This is a genomic window from Polaromonas sp. P4_F6 (assembly GCF_056401275.1).
In genome coordinates this window covers 243,734-263,529 of sequence record NZ_JBFUJQ010000006.1, presented here as the reverse complement: position 1 = coordinate 263,529, position 19,796 = coordinate 243,734, and the positions used below count along the sequence as shown (strand labels likewise).

Here is a 19,796-nt window from a genome sequence, read left to right as displayed (position 1 = left end):
TTTATATAATATTGAACACATCCCTGCGCATGGCCATGAAATCATCCCCTCCAGTTTTAGACACCGGGCAACTTCGCAACGCTGCCGCGCAAGCCGTGGGCGCGCTGAAGGCGCTGGCCAATGAAGACCGGCTGTTGCTGCTTTGCCAGCTCTCGCAGGGCGAGCGCTGCGTGAGCGAGCTGGAGCAGGACCTGGGCATACGCCAACCCACGCTGTCCCAGCAACTCGGCGTACTGCGCAATGAAGGCATGATCACTCCGCGCCGTGAAGGCAAGAACATCTATTACAGCGTAGCCGAACCCGGGACGCTGGAAATCCTGACGCTGCTCTACCGGCTCTACTGCCCTCAAGGAGGTACACCATGACCCTGGACTGGAACACCTTCACACCCTGGCCCGCGCTGGCGGGCGGCCTGCTCATAGGCCTGGCCGCGGCAATGTTCGTGCTGCTCAATGGGCGCATCGCCGGCATCAGCGGAATTCTGGGCGGGCTGCTCAAACCGGTGCACGGCGACGTCGGCTGGCGCGTGGCTTTTGTCGCCGGGCTTATAGGCGCGCCATGGGCCTACGCCGCGTTCTCGGCCTTGCCGCGTGTGCAGGTGGATGCCGGCTATGGCGTGCTGGCCGCCGCCGGATTGCTGGTGGGTATAGGCACGCGCTACGGCGCGGGTTGCACCAGCGGCCATGGCGTGTGCGGGCTTTCAAGGCTGTCGCCGCGTTCGCTGGTGGCCACTGTGATCTTCATGAGCGCGGGTTTTGCGGTGGTGTTCCTGGCGCGCCACCTGTTCAGGTTTTAGGAGAAAGCCATGCTGATGCTGTCCTCCCTGCTGGCCGGCCTGGTGTTTGGCCTGGGCCTGATCGTCTCGGGCATGGCCAATCCGGCCAAGGTGCTGGGCTTCCTGGACCTTGCCGGCCCTTGGGACCCTTCGCTGGCCTTTGTCATGGCCGGCGCCATCGCCGTGGGTTTCTTCGCCTTCCTTCTGGCCAAAAAACGGCGGCTGTCGCTACTGGGCGCCGAGATGAAGTTGCCGGTTGCGGGCCGCATCGATCGCAGGCTGGTGGCCGGCAGCCTGCTTTTCGGCGTGGGCTGGGGGCTGGCCGGATTCTGCCCAGGCCCGGGCCTCGTGGCCCTGGGCATGGGAGAACCCAAAGCCGCGGTGTTTGTGCTGGCCATGCTGGCCGGCATGGCGATCTTCGAGTTGCTCGAAAGGCGACGACCGTAGCCCGCAGTGCGCAGCTACACCGCCTGGGCCAGGCACCCGATTGACTGTCCGCATGCGGACAATTTAGCGTCTTTTTTTTGGTTCGAACCCTTTTTCAAGCGAAATAAGCGGGGACCCCTGTCATATCTGGCAGGGTAAAGCTTGATTCAAGCTTGCACGGCGCATAGACTGCGCGAACATCAAAAAAAGAAGTGATGCAATGACGACCTCCATGAACCACCACGCACCGGCCGCCTTTCAAGCTCTGCGCCAGCCCCTGGATGCTCCGCAAGCCATTTTTCCTCACGGGGGATATCCCTTTGTTTCACCCCAGCAGGAAAATTTCATCGAGGAAATCACGCTGTCCCATCTGGACACTGCATCAAAACTGGAAAAAGTACAGGGGCTCCGCGACCACATCAAGCTGCCGTCCGGATGCCGTAACGAGCAGTTCTTTGAACAAGAAAAAAAAGAGACGAATTGGGTTTGGTGTTTGCGTTCGAGGTCCGTCGGGCCGTAATCGGCACCTTAAGACTGGTTCCCATGCACAAGGGGCTGACATCACTTGAAAAGCTGCTGGCGCAGAGACAATTGGTCGACCCGGAATCCTGCCAAAGCAGCTGGGAAATCGGGCGCCTTGTATTGAATCCCGACTACCGAGGTGGCCCCGATCTCGTGAAGAGATGCGTATTTCTAGGCGTTTCGTATTTCGCCCAGCATACCGATGGGCAATACCTCTTTGCCTCTTGCTCGCCCGTGCTGAGCCGCCTGTACAGGCGTTTCGGGCTCTCCACCATCGTCAACAATTTGCGGGTCGATGGAACGGACGGGTCGTATGTTCTGATGCGTGGACGGGTCTCGGATGTTCTGAAAGCATCGGCATGCTGATACTCAAGCTCCGGGGGCTGCTGTTATAAGGAACGGCGCTCTTTCGCACGGCACCGAAAAAACCGGCACCTGGCTCAAAGGGCTTTGTGCACCTGGGGAGTTGAAAAAAACATGGGTTGGTTCAAAAAGCTCTTTGGCTACTACGAGGCCTACCATGCGCACGGCAGGCCGCTGCTCAAATACATCGGCATCATCGGTGCGCTGACCTATGTGGTGTTTTACCTGATACGGTTCACGAAACCGAATCCCCGCCCCTACGACGATCTTGCAATCCGGCTGCCTGTTGTTGTTCTGTTTACCGTGCTGGCCATGAGGAGCCACTGGCCCGAAAAATTTAAAAAATACTACTTGCCCTACTCTTACTGGGCGCTGATTTTTTGCCTCCCGTTTGCCAATGTATTTCTGTCGCTGATGCGGCACGGAGGCATCCCGTCGATCTCCAATTGTTTCATCGCGCTGAGTTTCCTGGTCATGCTGACCGACTGGCGCAATACGATTGTCATGCTCTTGATCGGGGGAGGCGCGGCAACGCTGCTTTACACCTCCATCACGCCTCATCCGGCGGTGCCCATGGACATGGTGGCTCAACTTCCCGCGTACCTGTTGATTCTCATAGGCGGTGCAGCGTTCAAGCTCTCGGAAAGGCAGATCGATGCCGAAAAACTGCGTATTGCGAACTCTCTGGCCGGCTCGATTGCCCACGAAATGCGCAATCCATTGGGACAAGCCAGGATGAGCCTGGAAAGCATCGGGGAGATGCTGCCTGCCGCGGACACAGCCATCCCCGCCGAGCACGTTTCCCGTATGCGCCAGTACGTCAACATGGGTGAAATTGCGGTGCACAGGGGCCACCAGGTGATTGACCTGATTCTTGGATCGCTCAAGTCCAGCACGGTGGACCGCAGCAAGTTTGAATACCTATCCGCCGCGAAGGCGACGCAAAAGGCAGTGGATGAATACAGTTTTATCGAGCGAAACGTCCGCGATGATTTTGGCAATCTGCGCGACAGAGTCACGGTGCGTGTCGTCAAGGATTTCGTTTTTTATGGCGATGAAACCCCCTACGTTTTTGTGCTCTTCAACCTGATCAAAAACGCGCTTTATTACCTCGAGCAAAGGCCGGACGGGACCATCGTGCTGACGGTGGCCGATCACAAGGTCATCGTCAGGGACACGGGGCCCGGTATCTCCAAGGAGGTTCTGGCTCACCTGTTCGAGTCCTTCATGACTTCGGGAAAAGCCGGAGGGACGGGCCTTGGGCTCTCTTATTGCAAACGGACCATGCAAAGCTTTGGGGGTGACATCCATTGCGAGTCCGTGCAGGGTGAATTCACACAATTCACGCTCACCTTCCCGGTGGCGCCGCAGACCGGGATAAGCAAGGCTCCCGAGACCTTGCAAGCGCCAGTACTCCCCGCCGCCAAACCGGTCATCCCAAGCGATACCCTGGAAGGAAAAACCGTGATACTGGCCGAAGACGACGAACTGAACCGTTTGATGGTCGGCGACTGCCTGAAAGACTGGGGCTTGACAGTGCTGGAGGCCGAAGGAGGACGCCAGGTTCTGGCCCATTTGAACAATACGCCGGCTGTCGACTTGATTTTGATGGACATGAATATGCCAGGCCTGGATGGCGTGCAAACGACAAAAGCGATCCGTTCGCGGGACTGGGAGCATCAGGGCATTTTTATCCTTGCACTCAGCGGAAACTCCGATGAGCTTGATGTCAGAACCGCCCTCAGTGCGGGCATGAACGGCTACATCCTGAAAAATGGAGACATGAAGTCGCTGCGAGGAAAAATGCTGGAGGCGCTGGCGGCAACACAGTAGCTCGCGCAATATTTCAATACGGCAAAGCCCTTTTCAGCGGGAAGACGCCTGAGGTAGACCTCGCCGCAGCCCCTGCCCCCAGGAGCAGCCTGCAAGGGAAGCCAAGATTGGCGACAATGGGCAAACCACGAATCACCAGGCCATCGTCTTATGCGACTCCTACACACCATGCTGCGCGTTGGCAATCTCCAGCGCTCCATTGATTTTTACACCCAGGTTCTCGGCATGAAGCTGCTGCGCACCTCGGAAAACCCCGAGTACAAATACAGCCTGGCTTTTGTCGGCTACGGCAATAACCCCGAACATGCCGAAATCGAGCTGACCTACAACTGGGGCACCGACAGCTACGACATGGGCACGGCCTTCGGCCATATCGCGCTGGGCGTGCCGGATGTGTATGCGGCCTGCGAAAAAATCAAGGCTGCGGGCGGCAATGTGACGCGCGAAGCCGGCCCCGTGAAGGGCGGCACCACCGTGATTGCCTTTGTGACGGACCCGGACGGCTACAAGATCGAATTGATCCAGCGCGCCGAGAACGCTTCGGGCGCGGGCCTGCGTTAGGAAGCCGGCTGAGGGCGCTGTCGCAGCGCCCTCATGCCTGATCAGCGTCGCGCAGGCCCTTCCTTGACGACCCACTCCGCGTTCGGCGTCTCCGCGAAAATTTCGGGGGCATACATGGCCTCCAGCCGTGTTGCCGGAAACCTGAACTCGCCGGCGTTGTTGATGCGAACCGTGTACTCCGTGCTCCAGCTTCCGTGAGGAACCCACCGGTAGTAACCTTTGTAGCTGTCCGCAGCGCGCTCCACATAGGAGGGCCACACACCGCTGCCGGTGTTCTGGTGGTATTGGGCCAACGCGCTTTCGCGCCCCAGGCCCCGGCCCAGTATCGTGGCGCCCGAAGGCACGGGGTCATACACCACCACCCAGGTCAGGTCGGCCTGCGAATGCATGGTCAGGCGTATCCGCGCCACGTCGCCCACCGACCACTGCCCCTTGACCTTCTGCTCCACGGCCGTGATGGTTTTTTCGACCTGCATGCCGGCGTTCCGGGGTTTGTCGAGCCGCACCGCAGCTTTGATGCTCACCGTCGCCCAGGGCGCGCCGCTGCCCTGGTGGGTGATGAGCAGCCTGTCACCACCGCGCTGCGGCTCCAGCGGCAGCAGGGCCTCGGGCGGCTTGGGCCACGCCAATGTCCGGCCCGCTTTCGCCTCGCCCGCCAGGCTTACTTGCGTGCTTCCGTTGACGGGGCCCTTCTCAGTGCTTGCGGCAAAGCGCTGCAGGGCAATCGTGGCCCAGGCATTTGCCGCCGTGGTCGACCAGCGCCCCTGCCGCTGGCGGCCCGTCAGGCCCGTGATGACGAGCGGCACATCATCCTTCCAGCCCGGGTCTACAGCCTGCCATTGCTGCAGCACCAGCGCCGTGCGCGCGGCCGCCAGGTCGCCGCTCCACATAAACCACCACCAGTTCTCGCGCTCTTCATTGCGCCAGTTCAGGCGTGTTCCCTGCACGTCGTAACGGCTGCGCAAAAGCGCCGCGGCGTTATCCAGGTCGGCCCTGGAGCGCGATTCCGGCGCCTGCGCCAACAAGGCACGCACCCAGTCGGTGAGCGCGACCGTGGGAAGGCTGCCCGGGTCTTCCGGGCGCACCGGCAGCGCCGCCGTGTTGCTCAGCATGCGCTGCTCGATCAGCGTGGCCTGCAAGGACAGTTGCCTGGCAATCACGTTGTCGCCGCTGGGCATCCAGTCCTGGCCGGGCAGCCGGCCCAGAAGGATTTGCTGCAGGCCCGCCAGCATGCGCGTGCGTGAAGCGGACGGGATGGCCCAGCCCTTGGCGGCGGCCACGTCCAGCAAGTGCGCGGTCAGCGTCTCGCTGCCGGCCAGGCTGTTTTCGGGGAAATACCGGGCCAACCCGTTGGCGTCCAGGTAGCGCGGAAGATCGCTCATGAGCGCATCCCAGGCCTTCACATCGCCGGCCACCACGGCCTTGCTGCTGTCCTGCTCCAGGCAGGCATAGGGGTAGGCGGCCATCCATTGCCGCACTTCGGCCAGCGATGCGTCGACCAGGCTGTCCCGCAAGGCGACGCCGACCACGGCCGACTGCGGCTGCGCGTTGGACGGCGCCACCACCGGCAGGCTGGCCTGGCCCTTGACCTGCAGCAACGTGGCCTGCCGCACCGTCACGGGAAGCGCCGGCAGCACGGCCTGCTCAATATCCATGGAATCGGCCACGCGGCCGTCCGGGGTGGCGGCCGAGATGCTCCAGGCGAGCGCACTCGCGCCTTGCGGCACGGCCATGCTCCAGGAGACCGGCAACGACTGCCCCGGCGCCAGGCGGACCGTGCGATCCGCGGCAATGGTTTTTGCTTTCGCCGCCACGGTGCCGCTCTTCAGCGCGACCCGGGCCTTGAGTTGCAGAGACACCACCGCAGGCCCACCATTGCGAACAGTCACCTGCTGGACCAGACGGTCGCCGCTGCGCACCACTGGCGGCAGCCCCGAAAAAATCTGCACCGGCTGCGTGGTTTGCACGCCGGCTTCCCCGGTGCCGAACTGCTGCGCGCCCTGCTGCACCACGGCGACGATGCGCCAACGTGTCAGGCTGTCGTTAAAAGGCACGGTCACCAGCGCCTGGCCTTGCGCGTCCAGCACCAGCTCGGTGCTCCAGAACGCCAGCGTGCTGAACTGGCTGCGCGCCTTGACGCCTTCACCGCCCTCATCGGAGCCTCTCATCATGGCGGCGGGAGCGGGAACCGGCGCGGGAATCACAGAACGTCCCCGGTCGTCATTGGGCCAGAAGCCGGGCTGTGCACCAAAGCTCAGTGAGCGCGCCAGCTGGGTTTCAAGGCCCGAACCATGGACCTGAATGCCGCGCTGGTACATCATGGCGCCCAGCAGATTCCAGCTGGGGTTGGGGACCAGCGCCAGCAGGGCTTCGTCGACAGCCACCAGGGTGAGCTTCGCGCCCGCCGCCGGGCTTTGGTCCTTGCGTTGAACGGCGCTGACCTTCACGGTCACGGCCGTGCGCGGTGGCAGCACAGCCTTCCCGGGTTCGACCTTGACGTCCAGCGCGAACACCGTGGGTTGAATACGGATGTCCAATGCCGCGTTGTTTGCAAGCGGCTGCGCCTTGCCCTCCACCGGATCGGGCAGGCCACGCATGAAGCGCGCGTGGACCTGCACATTCGGGGCCTGCTCAGGTCGCAGGGAGATCGGCAGCGTAGTGACGGGCTGCGTCAGCGTGTACACGGCCGTGTCGAGCACGCTTTCGCGCTCGACGGTCAGCAGCAGCGTCGCCGGCAGAAAGGGCGCGCGCACCGATATCTGCGCGGGCTGCGCCGCATCCACCGGCTGCGCACCGGCCAGCGCCAGCAACTGCTCGTTGCGCGGATGCAATTCGTACTGGCTCACGAACACGCTGCTGGTGATCGCCTTGCCGGCGCTGTCGCTACCCTGGATGCGAAACAGCCAGCCTGAACTTGCGCGTTCGCGCGGCTCAGGCAAAGGCGGCATCGCGACAGCATCGCACTCGATCTGGCCCTTGATGTCCGTCTGCGCCGCGCAGACCGCCTGCTCGTTGCCGGCCAGCTCAATCCTGGAGCCGCCCTCATAGATCTGCCGGGCCTGCTGCACGGACACGGCGAGCTTGCGCCCGCCCAGCGGCTTGTCATCGGCGTCCAGAACCAGGCCGCGCACAAGCGGGACGGCCGTCCCTTTTTCCACATCGAGACGGGGCATGACGCGTACACCGAGCCGCGTGTCCGAATGCCAGAGAACAAAGCTTTGCGCGATGGTCTGGACCTCGCCGTTGGGGTCGGCGAACTTCATCTCGGCAAACAGCGTGGCGGGACGATCGAACACCGGCGGCTCGACAAGCAGCAGCCTTGCACCCTTGGCATCGAGCCGTGACGGGATGGACTTGAAAGGCGGTTCCCACGCCTTCGGCAACAGCACGTCGGCAAAACTATAGTCCGGCACCGGTGGCGGCGCATACAACATATAGCGGCCCTGAAGCTCGACCTTGTGCTGCGCCGCCGCGCCGCCGGCCATGAAGGCAAGATTCAGCTTCGCCGGCAGGCTTTGTTTTCCGGCGTGCCAGACGGCCCTCCCCTTGAGCCCGGCTTCGAACACCGGTGCGCGAAATTCTTCCACCGAAAAATGCGTGCTGTGGGTGGAGCCATCCGGGCCCGTCACAATGGCCCTGTAGATTCCCAGCCTGGCATTGGCCGGCACGGTCCATTGGCTGAGCGCCTGGCCCGCCGCATCCCAGGCCAGCGGCAGGGAAGCCACCAGGTCGCGCTCAAAATGCAGTTCGACCTTGCCCGTACCGGCCGGGAAGTTCTCGAAGCCGCCGGCAAGCCGCTTTCGCACCAGGTGCTGCATATGGACCGTATCGCCCGCCTTGAAGAGCATGCGGTCCAGGATGGTGTGGCCGACACTCGACAGGCTGCCATAGCTGTAGCGATAGCTGCCGCTGTCGTCGACCAGCAAGGCAAGGTCCTTGCCCTTGCGCGCGACCACCAGGACCCGGTCCCGGCCGTAGCCGTAGCGATCCGCGCAGGTATCGGCCGGTGGTAGCTCGGTAAGCGGCTCGCTGATCTTGAGCAGGCCGTTCGTATCGGTGTCTCCCTGGGCCAGCGCCCGGCCCTTGCAACTCATCACGTCGACCGACACGCCGGCCACCGGCAGGCCGCTGTCCAGCGCAGTGACCCAGACCAGGGACTGGCCGCCGTGGCCTATGCGCGTGCTGATGTTGAGGTTGGTCACCACGATCAGGGCCGCGCGCTGCTGGGGCCGGCGCTGCTCCACGCCGGGCGCGTCCGCCGCGCCGGCCATCTGATCGGCAAACGCGCTGCTGTGGGCCTCCGCCAGGTACAAGCCGGGTTCGGTCAGGGTGAGCGGCACGAATTCCATCGCTGCGCCCTGCGTGGGCACGTTCCGCAGGCTGGTGGCCGCCCAGTCCCTGTGCTGCTGCGCACTGACCGGATAGGGCCGCGGCGGTGTCCCATAGGTCTGCGGCCAGTCCTGCATGCTGCGCCACAAGGCCAGGGCACTTGCCGAGCTTGCCGCGCGCAGCGCCAGCGCATCACCCGCCGCTTTGCGGTCCAGGCTCTCGCCGCCAATGCGCATCAGCTTCACCGGCACGGCTTTCTCGGTGCGACGCACCGCCAGCGGCCATAGCGCGGGTTTGCCGGCCTCGAAGGGCAGCACGCCGCTGCCTTGCGCAAAACCCACATAAGGCGGCAGCGTGGACATCTTCACGCGCCGGGGAAACGCATCCCGGTTCGACAGGCTTCGGCCGTCGACATCGGTCAAACCCTCGGGCAGGGTCACCACAAGCACCGAGTTTTCCGCCGGCACCGGGATGGAGGGCGAGCGTTCGGTGGCCACCGAACGGCCCTGGTCCTGGCTGATCCAGCTGCGCTCCACCTTGACGGGGAGTGCCGCACCAGCGGCGTCCCGGACCACGACCTGGTTCAGTGAGGCCAGCGCCACATCCTCGGTGAACTCGACCCGGATGGGCTGCCGCGGGTCGCAACCTTCCGTCGCATCGAGCTGCACGCAGCGCAAATCCGCACGGAACAGCGGGCGCACGGTGTAGTTGCTCAGCGATTGATCGTCGCGGCTGCTCACACCCTGCTGCGAGGCAATCTCCTTGCCCCACAACAGCCTCACCGATGCGCCGTTTGGTAGCGGCTGCGCGCAGCTGACCGCAAAAGTGTCTGTTTCCGAAAAACGCGGGACCTGGTAGCGCCGCCGCTGGGCGGCCGACTGGTATTCCTCGCGTGCTCGTTCGACCGGAAGCACTTTGATGGGATGCTGCGCAGTACCGACGACGCAGCGCAGGCCCTGCGCCAAAGCATCGCGGCTTGTCGCGGCGCTGGCATGCAGCAGGAAAACCTGGTCCTCCTTGATGCGGGCGCCCTCGGCTGGTTCAGACCAGTCCACCTTGGGCCCGCCCGTGGTGAAGTTCCAGGCTTGCCGCGGCTCGCGGAGCGCGGTACCGGCAAGCGATTGCAGGCCTTCGCGCAATTGCGCCTGGCAGCGCACCCCGGCGGGCAGTGCCGTCTTGAACTCGGCCACCCAGCGACGTGTATCCACCCAGCGCGTGGTGAGGGCAGGCAGCGCCGTGCCTACACAGCTCAGGACGAGGGGCGGGCTCGCATCGGCCTCGCCCAGCTTCGCCATGTCATGGCTAAAGCGCACCGCTATCTGCTGCGGGGCGCGTATTTCGCCTTGCGGGCTGAAGCTCTCCACGGAAGGCGCGCCCTCCGGCTGGGCTGAAGCCGCCACGGCGGCAAGGGCCAGACACACAAACACGGCGCCATGGCGCACAGCGGAAGCAAACATGCGGAGGTCCTTGGTAGTCGACGGATACTAACCAATTCCTGCCGCATACCTCCTTTTCATCGGCAGCCAGCCGCCGACCGCCGCGAAGCCGCAGCCGCTCAGCCGGCGTGGCGCTGCAACTGCGAAGCCTGCTGCGCCAGCGCCGTCACCTGCGCCCAGTCGCCGCGCGCCAGCACGTCGGCCGGCGTGAGCCAGGAGCCGCCCACGCAGACCACATTGGGCAGGCTTAAAAATTCCGCGGCATTGGCCGTGGAGACGCCGCCCGTGGGGCAAAAGCGCACGTCGCCGAAGGGGCCGCTCCAGGCCTTGAGCATGGCCGGGCCGCCCGCCTGCATGGCCGGGAAAAACTTCAGTTCGGTCAGGCCGTCTTCCTGGGCCATCATGATTTCACTGCCGGTGGCCACGCCGGGCAGCAGGGGCAGGCCGGCATCCCGGCAGGCCTGGCCCACGGCGTGTGTGTAGCCCGGGCTCACGGCAAAACGCGCGCCGGCCATGGCGCAGGCCTGGGCGTCGGCGGCGCTGCGCACCGTGCCGGCGCCGGTGACGGCCTCGGGCACGTCGCGCGCGATGGCTTCGATGCAGGCCAGGGCCTGCGGCGTGCGCAGCGTGACTTCCAGCATGCGTATGCCGCCGGCCACCAGCGCGCGCGCCAGCAGCACCGCCTGCTTCACGTCGGTCAGCACGATGACGGGTATCACCGGTGCATCCTGCATCACCTGCAGGGCGGTCAGCTTGCCGCCGGGCTTGATGTTCACATCCACGATAAAGCTCCTTCTTCAGCCGTCAGCGCGTGGCGGCGCATGCCGGTAAACAATTCACGGCCCATGCCGACGGCATTGCCTGCGCGCAATTCGGCGGGCATGGTTTCCACGGGCCTGGCGGCCCATTCCGCCTCTGCCACCAAGACCTTGAGTTCGCCGGCGACGGCATCGACACGGACCAGGTCGCCGTCGCGCACCTTGGCCAGCGGGCCGCCGGCGGCCGCTTCGGGCGACACGTGGATGGCGGCCGGCACCTTGCCGGAGGCGCCGCTCATGCGGCCGTCAGTGACCAGCGCGACCTTGAAGCCCTTGCCCTGCAGCACAGCCAGCGGCGGCGTGAGCTTGTGCAGTTCGGGCATGCCGTTGGCCTGCGGGCCCTGCCAGCGCACCACGCAGACCACGTCGCGGTTGAGTTCTCCGGCGTTGAAGGCCAGGTGCAGGGCTTCCTGCGAATCAAACACCCGGGCGGGAGCCTCGATCACATGGCGGTCGTCGGGCACGGCCGAGACCTTGATCACGCTGCGGCCCAGGTTGCCCCGCAGCAGCTTGAGGCCGCCGGTGGCGCTAAAGGGTTTGGCGGGAGATCGCACGATGGCCTCGTCCTTGGAGGCCCCCACCTCATGCCAGGCCAGGGCCACGCCGGCCAGCGCCGGCTCGCGCGTGTATTCGCGGATACCGCCCGCGCGCACCGTAAGCACGTCTTCATGCATCAAGCCCGCGTCCAGCAACTCACGAATGATGAAACCGGGGCCGCCCGCGGCCTGGAACTGGTTCACGTCGGCGCTGCCGTTGGGATAGACATGGGCCAGCGTGGGCACCACGTCGGAGAGGTCGGAAAAATCATTCCAGTCGATCACGATGCCGGCCGAATGCGCCACCGCCACCCAATGGATCAGGTGGTTGGTGGAGCCGCCCGTGGCCAGCAGCGCGACCATGGCATTAACGATGGCTTTCTCATCGACGATGAGCCCTATGGGCGCGAAACGCTTGGCCTTGACGATGCCCAGCACGGTGCGCGCCGCCTCGCGCGTGAGTTCCTCGCGCAGGGCGTTGCCCGGATTCACAAAGGCGGTGCCGGGCACATGCAGGCCCATGGCTTCGAGCAGCAGCTGGTTGCTGTTGGCCGTGCCGTAGAAGGTGCAGGTGCCGGGGCTGTGGTAGGACTTGAACTCGGAATCCAGCAAGGCATCACGGCCAACCAGGCCTTGCGCGGCCTGCTCACGCACATGGGCTTTTTCCTTGTTGGGGATGCCGGAGGTCATGGGCCCGGCCGGCACAAAGACCGTGGGCAGGTGGCCGAACTGCAGCGCGCCTATCAGCAGGCCCGGCACGATCTTGTCGCACACGCCCAGCATCAGCGCCGCGTCGAACATGTCGTGCGAGAGCGCTATCGCCGTCCCCATGGCGATCACGTCGCGGCTGAACAGGCTGAGTTCCATGCCGCTGGTGCCCTGGGTCACGCCGTCGCACATGGCGGGCACGCCGCCGGCCACCTGGGCCGTGGCGCCCAGCTTGCGGGCTTCGTCCTTGATGAAAGCCGGATAGGCCTGCAAAGGCGTGTGCGCCGACAGCATGTCGTTGTAGGCAGTGACGATGCCGATGTTGGGCGCGCGCTGCGTCACCACCTTGAAGCGGTCGTCCAGTGGCATGCCTGCGAAGGCATGCGCCACGTTGGCACAACCCATGCGGTCCATGCCGGGGTCGCGCGTGGAAGCCGCATGCAATTGCGCGAGGTAGGCCTCGCGCGTGGGACGGCTGCGCGCGGCGATACGCGCGGTGATGTCTGAGACTTTGGAATGAAGGGCCATGGTGGGGCTTTATGAAGTTTGGGTGGCGGGGCACCGGGTCGCCGTAACTTTATTACTGACTCTATGGTAACGGGTTACCGGCCATTTCACGCCAGTGTGGTTACGGTACGGTTACCAAACACTCTGCCCGCGAGGCGGTGCGCCGGGCGTCAGCCCTGCGCCTTTGCGCTTGTCAGCGGTCCGCTACGCCGAACGGCACCCGGCAGCTTATTGCAGCGAGATCTCGACGCGGCGCGCCTCGGCGTCGTTGCCGCCGGCCAGCTGTTCGGGTTTCTTGAGCTCGATCTGCCGCTCGGGAACGCCCGCGGCCTTGAGCGCGTCACGCACGGCCATGGCACGCTGCCTGGCCAGGGCCGCGTTTTTGACGGCGTCGCCCGTGGCGTCATGAAAGCCCGAAATGACCAGCGTGCGGCCGCCCTTGGCCGCCTTGACCAGGTCGGTCATGGCATCCACCGCGCCGGCGGCCAGTTCGGCCTGGCCGGAAGCGAAATAAAAGCGCACCACGCCTTGCTCGACCTTCACGCTGGCGGCATCGGCCGCGGCTTGCGAAACCTGGGAGGCCTGTATCGCCTGGCTGACATCGGGAAGGATTGCGGCTGGCGGCGGTGCGGAAGCGACCGGTACCGGGGCTTGCGCGGCGGCCGCAAGGGCGGGAACTGCGGGCGGTCCGGCGGGCTCGCCGCGATGCAGCCGATACAGGCTGATGCCTATGACCAAGGTGGTGACAAAAACAATCAGGCCCAGAACGAGCGCCAACACCAGGCCCTGCTGGCCTTCATCGTCCTGAGAAAACATTGCCCACTCCCGTCACATAAGCCGTCACAAAAATTCGGCCCATTGTAAAGTGCGGCTGTGGAAAATTCAGCCAAGCAAGCGGCCCCAAGCGCCATTTCCGTTTCACGCAACCCGGATCACATGCTGGAGACCGTCATGCGCGAATGGGGCGGCAAGAGTGATCTGTGGATATTCGCTTACGCCTCCCTGATCTGGCGGCCGGAGTTTGAGCATGCGGAAGAGCGCTTCGCCACCATCCACGGCTACCACCGCGCGCTCAAGATGTGGAGCCGCGTGAACCGCGGCACGCCGGAATGCCCGGGCCTGGTCTTCGGCCTGCTGCACGGCGGCAGCTGCAAGGGCATGGCATTTCGCATCCCGCGGGCGCAGGTGGAAGGCGCCTTGCCCGCCCTGTGGAAGCGCGAGATGCCCAACGGCGTGTACGACCCCAAATGGTTGCAATGCCAGACCGCGCAAGGCGATGTGCGCGCCCTGGCCTTCACGCTGTCCAAACGCAGCCCCAGCCACACCGGCGTGCTCAGCGAAGACGTGTACCGGCGGATTTTTTCGGATTCCTGCGGACGCTACGGCACCACGCGCGAATACGCGCAACTGACGTATGACAAGCTGAAAACCCTGGGTATTCACGACCATGCGCTGGGCAAGCTGCTGGCGCTGGTTAACGGCTAGGAACGGTTTCGTCCTTGCCAGCGCGGGCCATGCGGCCTACAGTTGGCCTCTTTCATTACCGACCAACGCTTGAGGAGACCACACCATGAACTACCGTCTGGCACCGCTTGCCGCCGCCCTTGTGCTCAGCGCCTGCGCATCGACCATGAGCGGCCCGCGCGCCGTGGCCCAGCTGCAAAGCACCACCGGCAACAACGCCACCGGCACGGTCAACTTCACACAAAGCGGCGACAAGGTGCTGGTCTCGGGCGAGATCCGCGGCCTCAAGCCCAATGCCGAGCACGGCTTTCACGTGCATGAAAAAGGCGATTGCTCCAGCGGCGACGGCATGAGCGCTGGCGGCCATTTCAACCCAAGCGGCCAGCCGCACGGCAGCCACTCGGACATGGCCCACCATGCCGGCGACCTGCCCAGCCTCAAGGCCGATGCCAGTGGCGTCGCAAAGTTCAGTTTTGAATCGAAGACCATTGCCATCGGCAGCGGCATGAACAACATCGTGGGCAAGGGCCTGATCGTGCACCGCGACCCGGACGACTTCAAGACCCAGCCCACCGGCAACTCCGGCCCCAGGCTGGCCTGCGCCGTCATTGCGCTGAGCTAAAAGCGCTGAGCCAGCAAGGCTTCGGCGCGCTGCAAGTCCTGCAGCGTGTCGATGTCGATAACCGTCCCCTCATCGGCCACGTCGATAAAGCCGACGGCATTCAGTGCGGCCTGTGCCTGGACCACCGGGGACGCACCCCGGCTCCCCGTCAACGCCAGCAAGGCATCGCGGCAGGCGGCCGAAAACCCGACCGGATGGCCACGCGCGCCCTGGTACAGGGGCACCACCACCGCATGCCGCGCCAGCGCATCGGCAACCGCCAGCAGCGTGGCGGCCTGCACCAGCGGCAAATCACCCGGCAAGACCAGCCAGCCCGAGGCTTGGGGCGTGGCGCGCACAGCGGCCGCGATGCTGTCGCCCATGCCGGGGTGACCCGCGTCTTCAAGGTGCCAGGGCAGGCCGCTGGCGGCCACGGCCTCGAGCGTGCGCGCCAGCACCGGCTTGCCGGCCAGCAAGGCCTGCAGCTTGTGCGTGCTGCCGCCGGAGGCAGCAAAGCGCTCGCCCCGGCCCGAAGCCAGCACCAGCACCGTGGGCACGCCCTTTTCCATCACGCCAGCTTGAAGGGCAGCTCGCGCGGCGCCGGCTTGCCTGTGAGCTTGGCGATGGCATTGGCAAAAGCCGGTGCCAGCGGCGGCAGGCCGGGCTCGCCCAGGCCGGTGGGCGCATCGGCGCTGGGCACGATGAACACCGCCACCGTGGGCATGTCGGTGATGCGCGGCACCGGGAAGTCGCCGAAGTTGCTTTGCTCCACCACGCCGTCTTTCAGCGTGATGGCGGCGCCCGGCAGGCACATGGACAGGCCCATGAGCGCCGCGCCCTGGATCTGCGCTTCGACGCTGGTCGGGTTGATCGCCAGGTTGCAATGCACACCCGCGGTGATGGCATGCAGCACCGGCGTGTTGTCCTTGACCGAGGCTTCAACCACATAGGCCACCACGGTATTGAAGGATTCATGCACCGCCACGCCCCAGGCGCGGCCCGCAGGCAGCGTGCGTTTGCCGTAGCCGGACTTGTCGACCGCCAGCTGCAGCGCGGCCGCGTGGCGCGGGTGCTTGCCGCCGAACTGCTTGAGGCGGTAGGCCACAGGGTCCTGACCGCTGCCGCGCGCGACCTCGTCGACCAAGGTTTCCATCACGTAGGCGGTGTGCGTGGAGCCCACGCTGCGCCACCACAGCACCGGCACATTGAGCTTGGGGTGGTGCACCGACAGGCGCATCGGGATGTCGTAAGGCTCTTTCATGCCTTCGACCATGGTGCCGTCCACGCCGTCCTTGACCATGAAGGCTTCAAACGGCGAGCCGGCGAGAATGGACTGGCCGACGATGACGTGGTCCCAGCCCAGGATTTCGCCCTTCTCGTCAAAGCCGATCTCGGCGCGGTGCACATGCATGGGACGGTAGTAGCCGCCCTTGATGTCGTCCTCGCGGCTCCACAGCGTGCGCACCGCAGCCGTCAGGCCGGCGCTGCGCGCAGCTTTTGCGACGTTGCAGGCTTCGACCACGTAGTCGCTGGTCGGAATCGCGCGGCGGCCGAAACCGCCGCCGGCCATCTGCACATTCATCTTGACGTTTTGTGGCGCCACGCCGAGGGCCTTGGAAGCCGCCAAGGTGTCCAGGCCCGGCATCTGCGTGCCCAGCCAGAGCTCGGCCTTGGCGTCCGCGCCCTGGCCGCTCAGTTGCACCGTGCAATTGAGGGGTTCCATGGGCGCATGGGCCAGGTAGGGGAAGGCAAACTCGGCGCTGATCTTTTTGGGTGCCGTTGCCAGCTTGCTGATGTCGCCGTTGTACTTGAGGGCACCGGTTTTCTGCGCCAGCGCGCGGTAGCTCGCGAGCTGCTGGGCGCTGTCGACTTTCTCGACGCCGCTGCTGTCCCACTCGACCTTGAGCGCATCGCGGCCCTGCTTGGCGGCCCAGTAGCCCTCAGCCACCACCGCAACGCCTTCGCCGCCCCGGTCCAGTGGCACGCGCAGCACGGCCTTCACGCCGGGAACGGCCTTGGCCGCGGTGTCGTCCAATGTTTTGACCTTACCGGCAAACACCGGCGGATGGGCCACCACCGCCGTCAGCATGCCGGGCAGGCGCACGTCGATGCCGTAGCTCTGGCCGCCGCTGGATTTGGCGCGCGCATCGAGCCGGCCCGTGGGCTTGCCGATGATGCGGAACTGTTTCGGGTCTTTCAGCGTGACCGCCTCGGGCACCGGCTGCTTCATCGCGGCTTCGGCGAGTTCGCCATAGCCCAGGCGCTTGCCGCCGGGGCCTATCACCACGCCCTGCTGGGTGCGCAGGCTGCCGGCGTCCACGCCCCATTGCGCGGCGGCGGCCGACACCAGCATGGCACGGGTGCGCGCGCCGAGTTCGCGGTACTGCGTGTAGGAGTTCTTGATCGAGCCCGAACCGCCCGTGAGGTGCATGCCGAAAGCCGGGTCCACATAGGCCGGGTCGGCATTGCCGTGCTGGCTTTTGACCAGGGCCCAGTCGGCGTCCAACTCCTCGGCCAGGATCATGGGCAGGCCGGTCTGCACGCCCTGGCCGAAGTCGAGCCGGTTGATGGTGACGGTCACCGTGCCGTCCTTGTCGATGCGCACAAAGGCCGAGGGCTGCTGGGTTGGCTTGAGGCTGGACGCGGCGGGCGCGCCGGCCGTCGCCATGGTTTGCGCCTGCGAGAGCAGCGGGAAGGCCCCCAACGCAAAGCCGCCGGCGGTGGTGACCTTGAGGAAGCTGCGGCGCTGCAGGGCGGCATCGGCAATGCTTTGCGCGGCGTCCTGCGCCTTGTGCATCAGGGCCTGCAGGCCTTTGGGGAGCTGGCTGGCGAAGTTGAGGGGGTCTGTGGAATTCGAATACATGGTGTTCTCCTTCAAGCCAGGGTTTGGGCTGCGTCTTTGATGGCGGCGCGTATGCGCACATAGGTGCCGCAGCGGCAGATGTTGCCGGCCATGGCGCCGTCGATGTCGGCGTCGCTGGGTTTGGCGTTGGCCTTGAGCAAGGCGGTGGCGCTCATCACCTGGCCGCTCTGGCAATAGCCGCACTGCGCCACGTCGTGTTTGACCCAGGCGTCCTGCACCGCCTTGCCGACGCGGTCGCTGGCCACGGCTTCAATGGTGGTGATTTTCTGGCCGGCGGCGGCCGAAATCGGCGTGATGCACGAGCGTATGGGCGCGCCGTTGAGGTGCACGGTGCAGGCGCCGCACAGCGCCGCGCCGCAGCCGAACTTGGTGCCGGTCATGCCCAGCGTGTCGCGCAGGGCCCAGAGTATGGGCGTGGACTCGTCGGCGTTGACGGCGAGGTCCTTGCCGTTGATGTTGAGGGTGGGCATCGTGGAACTCCTTGAGGTTGTTGTTAGTGAGCAAAAAGCGGGGAAGAGAAGCAGGAAAGCAGTCAGCGGAGAAATGAGAAAACTACTTGTCGAATATATATTCGCTTAAAGAAGGGTTTTTATCAAAATAACTTGGCCTACTGATATCAGGGGGTATTGCCTTTTCGGGGGCGATTCAGGCGATCAGGCCTTGATGGCGTCCCAGCACAGGCTGAAGGCCGCCTGGTGCACGGCCTCATCGTCGGGCAGCACCTGGGTGCGTATCAGGTTGGCGGTTTCCCGCACCGAACCCACCACGCTGGCCGTCAGCAGCGGCAGCGGTACGGGTTTAAAAATTTCCTGCTGCTGGCCCTCTTCCATCAGCGCCAGAAAGCTCGCCGCCAGGCGGGTCGACAGTTCGCGGTTGCCCTGCGTGAACCAGGGGGAGTTGTAGTACTGCTCCTGGAACACCACCTCGGCATAGCGCTCCAGCCGGTGCCGCAGCAGGTTGCCCCAGATGCGGCGCACCCGGCTGCGCAAGGGGGTACCGGGGACCACGCCGTCCATCAGGCGGAGCATGGTCGCGGTCTTGGCCTCTTCATAGAGCTGGCTGATCAGCTCGTCCTTGGACGGGTAGTAGACGTACAGCGTGCTGGTGGCGATGCCCGCCGTGCGTGCGATGTCGGCCATGGTCAGGCCGCTCAAGCCGGTCTGGGCCACCAGGTTGAAGGTGGCCTCGGCGATCGCGCGCTGCTTTTCGTCGTCTTTGGGCTTCATGGGGAAGCTGGAAATATAAGCGAATATTAATTCGGCAGCAAGCGCGTCCATGGAAACACGCCCGGCAAGGGCCGGCGGCAGGCAGGGACATGGCGCCAGCGGGCACAATCAAGGGCATGAGCCAGCCCACCTCCTCCATCGCCGACCTGCGCAAAAGCTATGAACGCGCCGAACTCAACGAAGACGCCTCGCAGGCGGACCCGCTCAAACAGTTCGAGCAATGGCTGCAGGAAGCCATCGCCGCCGAGGTACCCGAGCCCAATGCCATGACGCTGGCCACCGTGGCCAGCAACCTGCGTCCCTCCACCCGCATCGTGCTGATCAAGGGCTATGACGAGCGCGGCATCACCTGGTTCACCAACTACGACAGCCGCAAGGGCCAGGAACTGGCCGGCAACCCTTACGCCGCGTTGCAGTTCCACTGGGTGGAGCTCGAGCGTGTGGTGCGCATCGAAGGCGTGGTCGAAAAAGTCTCCGCCGAGGAAAGCGACGCCTACTTCAACACCCGGCCGCTGGACTCGCGCATAGGCGCCTGGGCCAGCCCGCAAAGCGAAGTGATTGCCGGTCGCGGCGTGCTGGTGGCCAACGCAGCCAAGTACGGCGCGAAATTTTTGCTGCAGCCCCCGCGCCCGCCGCATTGGGGCGGCTACTGCCTCAAGCCCGACAACTGGCAGTTCTGGCAGGGGCGCAAAAGCCGCTTGCATGACCGGCTGCGGTATACCTTGCAAAGTGATGGGGGGTGGTTGCGGGAGCGGCTGGCGCCTTAGGGTTGAGAAGCCTCAGGAAGGCGTGACGTGATCGGGCGCATGACGGTGAGCTGACAAGGTG

18 protein-coding genes are annotated in these 19,796 nt (G+C 64.9%); 10 read left to right on the top strand and 8 right to left on the bottom strand.

Annotated elements, in window-relative coordinates; genetic code table 11:
* The first annotated feature begins 35 nt into the window (after nt 1-35).
* The 7 genes from AC1DUN_RS16395 (at nt 36) to gloA (ending at nt 4,480) form a co-directional block, all read left to right on the top strand.
* Nucleotides 36-365, top strand: a complete 330-nt coding sequence (locus AC1DUN_RS16395) for an ArsR/SmtB family transcription factor (protein ID WP_477714879.1) — start codon at nt 36-38, stop codon at nt 363-365.
* Nucleotides 362-796 carry a YeeE/YedE family protein gene (locus tag AC1DUN_RS16390; protein WP_477714878.1) on the top strand — a complete coding sequence of 145 codons (435 nt, stop codon included), beginning with the start codon at nt 362-364 and terminating at the stop codon, nt 794-796. The genes AC1DUN_RS16395 and AC1DUN_RS16390 overlap by 4 nt, the downstream gene beginning before the upstream one ends.
* Before the next feature lie 9 nt (nt 797-805).
* Nucleotides 806-1,222: a DUF6691 family protein gene (locus tag AC1DUN_RS16385; RefSeq protein ID WP_477714877.1), complete on the top strand. Its 417-nt coding sequence runs from the start codon at nt 806-808 to the stop codon at nt 1,220-1,222.
* Between the two features lie 199 nt (nt 1,223-1,421).
* Nucleotides 1,422-1,721 carry a hypothetical protein gene (locus tag AC1DUN_RS16380; RefSeq protein ID WP_477714876.1) on the top strand — a complete coding sequence of 100 codons (300 nt, stop codon included), beginning with the start codon at nt 1,422-1,424 and terminating at the stop codon, nt 1,719-1,721.
* 23 nt (nt 1,722-1,744) lie between these two features.
* Nucleotides 1,745-2,089: an N-acetyltransferase gene (locus AC1DUN_RS16375; RefSeq protein WP_477714875.1), complete on the top strand. Its 345-nt coding sequence runs from the start codon at nt 1,745-1,747 to the stop codon at nt 2,087-2,089.
* 111 nt (nt 2,090-2,200) lie between these two features.
* Entirely contained in the window at nt 2,201-3,919 is a 1,719-nt protein-coding gene (locus tag AC1DUN_RS16370) for a hybrid sensor histidine kinase/response regulator (protein ID WP_477714874.1), read from the top strand.
* Nucleotides 3,920-4,069: 150 nt separating this feature from the next.
* A complete protein-coding gene (gene gloA, locus AC1DUN_RS16365; RefSeq protein WP_477714873.1) occupies nt 4,070-4,480 on the top strand; it encodes a lactoylglutathione lyase in 411 nt (136 codons plus the stop codon).
* Nucleotides 4,481-4,521: 41 nt separating this feature from the next.
* On the opposite strand, the gene AC1DUN_RS16360 is transcribed toward gloA, so the two are convergent.
* The 4 genes from AC1DUN_RS16360 to AC1DUN_RS16345 all read right to left on the bottom strand — a co-directional run bounded on the left by AC1DUN_RS16360 (nt 4,522) and on the right by AC1DUN_RS16345 (nt 13,630).
* A complete protein-coding gene (locus tag AC1DUN_RS16360) occupies nt 4,522-10,266 on the bottom strand; it encodes an alpha-2-macroglobulin family protein (RefSeq protein ID WP_477714872.1) in 5,745 nt (1,914 codons plus the stop codon).
* 98 nt (nt 10,267-10,364) lie between these two features.
* The gene (gene eda / locus AC1DUN_RS16355; RefSeq protein ID WP_477714871.1) at nt 10,365-11,027 is read right to left on the bottom strand and encodes a bifunctional 4-hydroxy-2-oxoglutarate aldolase/2-dehydro-3-deoxy-phosphogluconate aldolase; all 663 of its coding nucleotides are present in this window, start codon (nt 11,025-11,027) and stop codon (nt 10,365-10,367) included.
* On the bottom strand, nt 11,018-12,835 hold the full coding sequence (edd, locus tag AC1DUN_RS16350; RefSeq protein WP_477714870.1) for a phosphogluconate dehydratase: 1,818 nt from the start codon (nt 12,833-12,835) through the stop codon (nt 11,018-11,020). Before edd ends, eda begins: the two co-directional genes overlap by 10 nt.
* A gap of 207 nt (nt 12,836-13,042) precedes the next feature.
* Nucleotides 13,043-13,630 carry an OmpA family protein gene (locus tag AC1DUN_RS16345; protein ID WP_477714869.1) on the bottom strand — a complete coding sequence of 196 codons (588 nt, stop codon included), beginning with the start codon at nt 13,628-13,630 and terminating at the stop codon, nt 13,043-13,045.
* A gap of 120 nt (nt 13,631-13,750) precedes the next feature.
* Here AC1DUN_RS16345 and AC1DUN_RS16340 point away from each other — a divergent pair, with 120 nt between their 5' ends.
* Both AC1DUN_RS16340 and AC1DUN_RS16335 read left to right on the top strand, forming a co-directional pair.
* The gene (locus AC1DUN_RS16340) at nt 13,751-14,299 is read left to right on the top strand and encodes a gamma-glutamylcyclotransferase (RefSeq protein ID WP_477714868.1); all 549 of its coding nucleotides are present in this window, start codon (nt 13,751-13,753) and stop codon (nt 14,297-14,299) included.
* A gap of 85 nt (nt 14,300-14,384) precedes the next feature.
* Nucleotides 14,385-14,900, top strand: a complete 516-nt coding sequence (locus AC1DUN_RS16335) for a superoxide dismutase family protein (protein WP_477714867.1) — start codon at nt 14,385-14,387, stop codon at nt 14,898-14,900.
* On the opposite strand, the gene AC1DUN_RS16330 is transcribed toward AC1DUN_RS16335, so the two are convergent.
* The 4 genes from AC1DUN_RS16330 to AC1DUN_RS16315 form a co-directional block, all read right to left on the bottom strand.
* A complete protein-coding gene (locus AC1DUN_RS16330; protein ID WP_477714866.1) occupies nt 14,897-15,448 on the bottom strand; it encodes a nucleotidyltransferase family protein in 552 nt (183 codons plus the stop codon). The genes AC1DUN_RS16335 and AC1DUN_RS16330 overlap by 4 nt on opposite strands.
* Nucleotides 15,448-17,742 (bottom strand): xanthine dehydrogenase family protein molybdopterin-binding subunit, encoded by a 2,295-nt coding sequence (locus AC1DUN_RS16325; RefSeq protein ID WP_477714865.1) that lies wholly within the window; start codon nt 17,740-17,742, stop codon nt 15,448-15,450. The genes AC1DUN_RS16330 and AC1DUN_RS16325 overlap by 1 nt, the downstream gene beginning before the upstream one ends.
* 11 nt (nt 17,743-17,753) lie before the next feature.
* Nucleotides 17,754-18,212: a (2Fe-2S)-binding protein gene (locus tag AC1DUN_RS16320; RefSeq protein WP_074577534.1), complete on the bottom strand. Its 459-nt coding sequence runs from the start codon at nt 18,210-18,212 to the stop codon at nt 17,754-17,756.
* A 183-nt stretch (nt 18,213-18,395) separates the two neighbouring features.
* On the bottom strand, nt 18,396-18,968 hold the full coding sequence (locus AC1DUN_RS16315) for a TetR/AcrR family transcriptional regulator (RefSeq protein WP_413325987.1): 573 nt from the start codon (nt 18,966-18,968) through the stop codon (nt 18,396-18,398).
* A gap of 116 nt (nt 18,969-19,084) precedes the next feature.
* On the opposite strand from AC1DUN_RS16315, the gene pdxH reads away from it, so the two are divergent.
* Nucleotides 19,085-19,735, top strand: coding sequence for a pyridoxamine 5'-phosphate oxidase (gene pdxH, locus AC1DUN_RS16310; protein ID WP_477714864.1), 651 nt, complete (start codon nt 19,085-19,087; stop codon nt 19,733-19,735).
* The last annotated feature ends 61 nt before the right edge of the window (nt 19,736-19,796 follow it).

Bases quoted from the DNA above. Each gene is read 5' to 3' on its own strand.
- AC1DUN_RS16395 (WP_477714879.1), top strand. From the start codon at position 36: ATGAAATCATCCCCTCCAGTTTTAGACACCGGGCAACTTCGCAACGCT.
- AC1DUN_RS16390 (WP_477714878.1), top strand. From the start codon at position 362: ATGACCCTGGACTGGAACACCTTCACACCCTGGCCCGCGCTGGCGGGC.
- AC1DUN_RS16385 (WP_477714877.1), top strand. From the start codon at position 806: ATGCTGATGCTGTCCTCCCTGCTGGCCGGCCTGGTGTTTGGCCTGGGC.
- AC1DUN_RS16380 (WP_477714876.1), top strand. From the start codon at position 1,422: ATGACGACCTCCATGAACCACCACGCACCGGCCGCCTTTCAAGCTCTG.
- AC1DUN_RS16375 (WP_477714875.1), top strand. From the start codon at position 1,745: ATGCACAAGGGGCTGACATCACTTGAAAAGCTGCTGGCGCAGAGACAA.
- AC1DUN_RS16370 (WP_477714874.1), top strand. From the start codon at position 2,201: ATGGGTTGGTTCAAAAAGCTCTTTGGCTACTACGAGGCCTACCATGCG.
- gloA (WP_477714873.1), top strand. From the start codon at position 4,070: ATGCGACTCCTACACACCATGCTGCGCGTTGGCAATCTCCAGCGCTCC.
- AC1DUN_RS16360 (WP_477714872.1), bottom strand. From the start codon at position 10,266: ATGTTTGCTTCCGCTGTGCGCCATGGCGCCGTGTTTGTGTGTCTGGCC.
- edd (WP_477714870.1), bottom strand. From the start codon at position 12,835: ATGGCCCTTCATTCCAAAGTCTCAGACATCACCGCGCGTATCGCCGCG.
- AC1DUN_RS16345 (WP_477714869.1), bottom strand. From the start codon at position 13,630: ATGTTTTCTCAGGACGATGAAGGCCAGCAGGGCCTGGTGTTGGCGCTC.
- AC1DUN_RS16340 (WP_477714868.1), top strand. From the start codon at position 13,751: ATGCTGGAGACCGTCATGCGCGAATGGGGCGGCAAGAGTGATCTGTGG.
- AC1DUN_RS16335 (WP_477714867.1), top strand. From the start codon at position 14,385: ATGAACTACCGTCTGGCACCGCTTGCCGCCGCCCTTGTGCTCAGCGCC.
- AC1DUN_RS16330 (WP_477714866.1), bottom strand. From the start codon at position 15,448: ATGGAAAAGGGCGTGCCCACGGTGCTGGTGCTGGCTTCGGGCCGGGGC.
- AC1DUN_RS16325 (WP_477714865.1), bottom strand. From the start codon at position 17,742: ATGTATTCGAATTCCACAGACCCCCTCAACTTCGCCAGCCAGCTCCCC.
- AC1DUN_RS16320 (WP_074577534.1), bottom strand. From the start codon at position 18,212: ATGCCCACCCTCAACATCAACGGCAAGGACCTCGCCGTCAACGCCGAC.
- AC1DUN_RS16315 (WP_413325987.1), bottom strand. From the start codon at position 18,968: ATGAAGCCCAAAGACGACGAAAAGCAGCGCGCGATCGCCGAGGCCACC.
- pdxH (WP_477714864.1), top strand. From the start codon at position 19,085: ATGAGCCAGCCCACCTCCTCCATCGCCGACCTGCGCAAAAGCTATGAA.